7 protein-coding genes are annotated in these 5,358 nt (G+C 64.6%); 2 read left to right on the top strand and 5 right to left on the bottom strand.

Going from position 1 to position 5,358, the window contains the following annotated elements; genetic code table 11:
• From AC1D00_RS24855 to AC1D00_RS24865, 3 genes are all read right to left on the bottom strand, one after another.
• A partial coding sequence (locus tag AC1D00_RS24855) for an HAD-IC family P-type ATPase (RefSeq protein WP_477012468.1) occupies window positions 1-2,214 on the bottom strand: 2,214 nt, incomplete at its 3' end.
• Window positions 2,211-2,378 (bottom strand): hypothetical protein, encoded by a 168-nt coding sequence (locus tag AC1D00_RS24860; RefSeq protein WP_167520681.1) that lies wholly within the window; start codon window positions 2,376-2,378, stop codon window positions 2,211-2,213. The genes AC1D00_RS24860 and AC1D00_RS24855, both read right to left, overlap by 4 nt.
• A 247-nt stretch (window positions 2,379-2,625) precedes the next feature.
• Entirely contained in the window at window positions 2,626-3,357 is a 732-nt protein-coding gene (locus tag AC1D00_RS24865) for a Crp/Fnr family transcriptional regulator (RefSeq protein ID WP_135173924.1), read from the bottom strand.
• A 148-nt stretch (window positions 3,358-3,505) separates the two neighbouring features.
• Here AC1D00_RS24865 and AC1D00_RS24870 point away from each other — a divergent pair, with 148 nt between their 5' ends.
• A complete protein-coding gene (locus tag AC1D00_RS24870) occupies window positions 3,506-3,709 on the top strand; it encodes a hypothetical protein (RefSeq protein ID WP_135173925.1) in 204 nt (67 codons plus the stop codon).
• Window positions 3,710-3,738: 29 nt separating this feature from the next.
• On the opposite strand, the gene AC1D00_RS24875 is transcribed toward AC1D00_RS24870, so the two are convergent.
• The gene (locus AC1D00_RS24875; RefSeq protein WP_167770676.1) at window positions 3,739-3,882 is read right to left on the bottom strand and encodes a hypothetical protein; all 144 of its coding nucleotides are present in this window, start codon (window positions 3,880-3,882) and stop codon (window positions 3,739-3,741) included.
• 257 nt (window positions 3,883-4,139) lie between these two features.
• On the opposite strand from AC1D00_RS24875, the gene AC1D00_RS24880 reads away from it, so the two are divergent.
• The gene (locus AC1D00_RS24880) at window positions 4,140-4,295 is read left to right on the top strand and encodes a hypothetical protein (protein WP_167770677.1); all 156 of its coding nucleotides are present in this window, start codon (window positions 4,140-4,142) and stop codon (window positions 4,293-4,295) included.
• A 15-nt stretch (window positions 4,296-4,310) separates the two neighbouring features.
• Here the strand turns inward: AC1D00_RS24880 and AC1D00_RS24885 are convergent, their stop codons facing one another.
• Entirely contained in the window at window positions 4,311-4,937 is a 627-nt protein-coding gene (locus AC1D00_RS24885) for a ParB-like protein (protein WP_477012469.1), read from the bottom strand.
• Window positions 4,938-5,358 lie beyond the last annotated feature (421 nt).

Here is a 5,358-nt window from a genome sequence, read left to right on the forward strand (position 1 = left end):
GACGAAGATGATGGCGGTCAGGGCAAATGCGAGAGCGCCCTGAAGCACGCTCCAGCCAACCAATGCCCATGAAAAAAGCTCGGAATCAGGCCGTCGCGGCGGACGCGTCATCGCATCGCGCTCGCCCCGCTCCGCCTCGAACACCAGCGCGCAGACGGGGTCGATGATCAGCTCCAGAAACGCGATATGCACCGGACTGAAGATCAGCGGCAACCCGAAGACCAGAGGCAATAGCGCAAGTCCGGCGATCGGGACATGAACGGCGAAGATGAAGGCCATTGCCTTGCGCAGATTGTCGTAGATGCGGCGGCCCAAACGAATGGCCGACACGATCGAACCGAAATCGTCGTCGAGCAGGACGATCCCCGACGCCTCACGCGCGACGTCGGTCCCACGCCCTCCCATCGCGATGCCGATATGGGCGGCCTTGAGCGAGGGCGCGTCGTTGACGCCGTCGCCGGTCATCGCCACGATCTCGCCGTTGAGCTTCATCGCCTGGACGATGCGCAGCTTCTGTTCCGGCAAGACCCGGGCGAACACGTTCACATGCCCGACGCGTCCCGCGAGCTCCGAATCGTCCGCCAGCCTGACCTGATCGCCGGTCATGACGTCACGAACATCGAGCCCGGCCTGGCTCGCGATGGCAACGGCTGTTGCCGGATAATCGCCCGTGATCATGACGACGCGGATTCCCGCCGCGCGGCATTCGCCAACCGCCTCCGGGACATGGGGCCGCAGCGGATCGGCAAGCCCGACCAGGCCGACAAATTGAAACGCGAAAGCCTCCTGCGACGGCGGGAGTGCCGCGTCATCGCACACGGCAACGGCCACCCCCAGCACGCGAAGCCCGTCCTTCGCCATCGCGCTGGCGGCATCGCGCACCGATTCTTGATCGGCAGCATTCATCCTGCACAGCCTCGCAATCGCCTCGGGCGCCCCCTTGGCGCATGCGAGGAGGTCCGCCCGGCCGGCTATCCGCCAGACCTGCGTCATGGCCAGCAGTTCGGGGCGCAGACCGTAGCTATGCGCCAGCGTCCGCTCGCCATCCGGCGCATCGTCTAAGACGGCATGCGCGAACAGATGCAGAGCCTTCTCCATCGGGTCGAACGGCTCCGGAGAGCTCGCCAGAGCACCGCAACGCGCCAGCTCGGCAAATTCGGGCCTCGCATCATCCCGCCCGGCCGTCTCTGGACGCATGCGTGCCCCGCCGAGCAGCCGCAGCTCGGCGACGGACATCTGGTTCTGCGTCAGTGTCCCGGTCTTGTCGGTGCACAGGACGGTCGCAGAACCGAGGACCTCGATGGCGGCGGCTCGCCGCGTCAGGACGCGGGCTTGTGAAATCCGCCAGGCTCCCATCGCCATGAAGACGGTGAGCACGACGCCAAATTCTTCCGGCAGCATCGCCATGCCGATGGCGATGCCCGCAAGCAGCGCTTGCAGCCAATCCCCACGCAAGACTCCGTAGAGCGCGATGGCCGCCAGGCTGACCACGGCGCCGCCGAGGAAGCAGAGCCGCACCAGTCTTGCGGTCTGTTGCTGAAGCCGGGGCGGCTCGGCCTGCAAGCCGCGCAGCGACAGCCCGATCTTCCCGATCTCGCTGCGCGGGCCGGTGGCCTCCACCAGCGCCAGCCCCTCGCCGCGCACGATGAGAGAACCGGAATACACGAAGGGCTGATCCTCGCCGCCCGGCCGGTGATCGGCTGACGCGGCCTTGTCGGCGACCTGCTTGCGGACGGGCACCGACTCGCCGGTCAGCAGCGACTCGTCGATTTGCAGATCGCGTGCGTCCACCAGCGCGGCGTCGGCCGGAATGCGGTCCCCTTCGCCAAGAACGAGAAGATCGCCGCGCACGACCTCGCGGCCCGCGATGCGTCGACGCGCACCATCCCGCACCACGAGCGCGCGCGGGCTGCTCAGGTCGCGCAAGGCTTCCAGCACGCGCTCGGTCCGGGTCTCCTGCACCACCGTGATCACGATYGACATCGCACCGAAGACCAGAAGGATCAGCGCTTCCCTGAGATCGCCGAGCACGAGGTAGACCAGCCCACCACAGAGCAGCAGCACGAGCATCGGCTCGCGCAGCACTTCCATGACGATGCGCAGGGGACTGCGTCGTTCGGGCCGAGGCAATTCGTTGGCGCCGTCTTCTTCCAGCCGCGCCCGGGCCTCGGCCTCGCTCAGCCCGGCCGGTCTCGTGGCTTCCGTGCCGCTCACGTCTTCCGCCGCAGGCTCCAGAGACTTCCGGCGAGCAGGACGGCCGTCACGAGCAGTATGGCGACGAAGGTCTGGATGATGGTGAAGTTCAGCGCATCACGCGCAACGAACAGCGCCGTGATGGCTCCGGCGATGACAAACAGAATGCGAAGGATCAGGCTCATCGTCGTGTCTCCAGGTCGGCATGATCCGGAGCCCATCTGGCGAGGCGGGAGCGCAATGCTGGTTCGGCTGTCATGCCGGCGGACCTTAGCGGCCGGCACCGACGTCGGTTTGCGATACGTCAAATTCACCTGCGCCGTTGGGCCGCACGTTCGACCCGGTCTGCCGCCTCGGCTTCCTCGACATCCAGCATAATCGACACTTTCAGGAACGGCGTCCCCTCGAAATGGAATTGCGGCATCGGGCGACTCAAAGCGTCGGCGACTGGTGGAGATAACGACCGTCGAAATCCGCGAGTTCCAAAAATCGAGCCTCGTCGAGTACGGTGACGCGGCCACGCTGAAATTCGACGATGCCATCCTGGCGCAACTGCTTGATCACCCGGTTGGCGTGGACCGCCGTGATCCCCAGGGCTTCGCCGATCTGCTCCTGGGTCAGCGGCATCTCGAAATTTTCGTCGTCCACGCGACCGATGACCCTGAGGCGCTCGCGCAGCTCGATCATGACATGGGCGAGGCGCGCAGGCGCCGGACGCTGGCCGACATTGACGATCCATTCGCGAAACATCGCGGCGTCGATCAGCGTGTCCCGCCAAAACATCTCGGCGACGACCGGCCTGCGTTGGTGCAATCTTCGCAGCGTATCGTGGCTGATGAAGCCCAGCGTGCACGCCGTCAACGTCGAGAGCTCATGGTCCATCACGTGCAGGAACAGGCTCATCAGGTCCGGGATCTCGCCGGGAATGTGCAGTGAGAGAATCTGTCGCTTCCCGCTCGCGATCGTCTTGGAGCGTGCGCAAAATCCCTCGACAATCAGGCAGCATTCGGTGGCCCGCTCGCCATCTCTCACCACGGGCGTTTCCGCCGGATACTGTCTCACCGCGATCGGAAGCGCTTCGATTTCCCTGACATCCTCCTCCGAGATGCCGGAAGAGATGCGCAAACGCCTGACAAGCGCAGCACGGATCGTATCGCTGGGCACGCGAAGTCGCTCCGTTCGCATGAATTCGAATCATGGCGCTGGGCGCCGGCTGGAATGAAACCCGCGATCCGCGCCGCGGGTTCCAACAAAAGTTAAGGACGCCGCTCGCGTCCACATGGTTGGCTCGGTGTGTCGGAAAGGCCAAACCATGACCAAGAAACGCAACCGCACGCGACCGGCTCTGTCGCTCCAGGAGCGCCTGGACAAGTTCACGCAAGAGGCCCGCGCCGCCGCCAGAAAGCTCCCGGCCGGCGCCGAGCGCCACACGCTGTTGCAGAAGGCACGCGACGGCGAAGCCGCCGCGGAGATGGAGCGCCTGCTGTCCTCGCCGGGACCGCAACACCCAAAGTGATCGGCCCGCGGCTGCGACGCGCTACGCCGCTATCGCTTCGCCATCAACTCGAGCGCCGGGGCAAAGCGCTCGGAAAACGTCAACGTCTTGGCGTGGTGAACTGCGGCGAACGACGCCGAGATGCCTGCTGAGGCAACGGCGAGCAAGGCAATTCCGAAAACCAGACGGCGCATCTCGGCCTCCTGTGTGAGCTCGACTACCCCCAACAGTTGGGACGGTTCTGTTTCAGGATGGTTTCATGGGTGCGGAAAATGATTTCGCTCAAGTAGCTGTGATGAGATCAGGCTCACAGGGCCGCATGCCGTAACCAACTAACAAGGGTGCAGTGTCTTGCAGCGGAACGGGAGCGGCGTTGGGAATTTTACGCCTGCGGTCGCGATCGTGAATCGCAAGACTGCGCTGGAATGCAGAGTCTTCGAGGAATACTCAAATGAACGTCGTCATCCGGAAGCTCAATGGTCTGTGGCATCTCATTGTCGGATCGTGTCAGATCCGAACGCCCTTCCTGGAAACCCAGGACCGCGCGCTGGTCGTCACGTACGCCCGGCGCGTCTACCCCGGCGCCAAGATCTTCCAACGCGATTGATGTGAGCGCCCGCGCCTAATCGTCCGACGCCGGCCCGCACCAGCCGGGCAGATAGATCGCATCCTTGCTCTTGGCCGCGGACATGGCCTTCTCGAGCGCCTTGTCGAAATCGGCATCCACCGCCTTGCGCGACAGTTTACGGCGCAGAAAGTCCGCCCACAGGAATTCGGAGAACGGCGTGGTGTCCTTGGCGAAGCCGCCCAGGCGGCGGAGCTCGCCGGCAAGGCTGCGGAAAGGATCGTCCTTGAGATCGGCAACCGATTTCGGCAGGTCCYGGAACTGCCGCCTCTCCCCCTTGGAATCGTAAGGGTAGACCCAGCGCTTGTTGTCCATCACGCCCCAGAAGGCCTCGCGCTCGACCATCCTGAGGTCGCCGACGACGGTCACCAGCACCTCCTTGACGCCCTCGTCGTGCAATGCGCGGCCGAGATGATGATGGTCGATCACGTAGTAGCGCTCGTCCGGCCCGTACACGACGGGGATCATGTGCTTGCCGAGCAGATCGGCCTGCTTCCTGCGGTCGTGCTCGCGCCAGCGCTTGCGCTTCTCCTTGACCTCGCGCATGCCGACCGTCATCTGCGTCGGCCGAAGCGACAGGATCGGCACCGGATGCACTCTCGGCTCGCGCGCGTTCGTGGTCATGGTCGAAGGGCCCTCTCACATTGATGCAACCGGTCGTCCAGGTTCCCATGGATTATGCCATGGGCGCGGCGGCGACAAAATGCGTTCGGCCCGGACAGGAAGATCACAAGCCGATGTTCGCGGGACCAGGCGCGGCAGGCGCCATGGCTGGTGTTGCAACGCACCCCCCGCGTCCTCACGCCGGCATGACGACCGCTTCCGCGATCCGTCGCGGGCCCTCACGAAGAGGTCGTGCAAAAGCGCAATGCACGTACGCGTTGAGAAGATTTTCTGCAACGCGTTCACCACCTGTGCTATCAAAAAATCGCTGCTTCGGAGTGATCCTCGCCCCATGAAATCCCAGCGGCCCATAAGCTCTGATGAGGAGCACCGGGTGCTCCAGTTCAGGCCGCGCACCTCACCCTCCCCGACGGTCCACCGG

The sequence above is a fragment of the Bradyrhizobium sp. P2_E8 genome (genome assembly GCF_056403875.1).

Coding starts and splice junctions, on each gene's coding strand:
- AC1D00_RS24870 (WP_135173925.1), top strand. CDS start 3,506: ATGACCAAGAAACGCAACCGCACGCGACCGGCTCTGTCGCTCCAGGAG.
- AC1D00_RS24880 (WP_167770677.1), top strand. CDS start 4,140: ATGAACGTCGTCATCCGGAAGCTCAATGGTCTGTGGCATCTCATTGTC.
- AC1D00_RS24860 (WP_167520681.1), bottom strand. CDS start 2,378: ATGAGCCTGATCCTTCGCATTCTGTTTGTCATCGCCGGAGCCATCACG.
- AC1D00_RS24875 (WP_167770676.1), bottom strand. CDS start 3,882: ATGCGCCGTCTGGTTTTCGGAATTGCCTTGCTCGCCGTTGCCTCAGCA.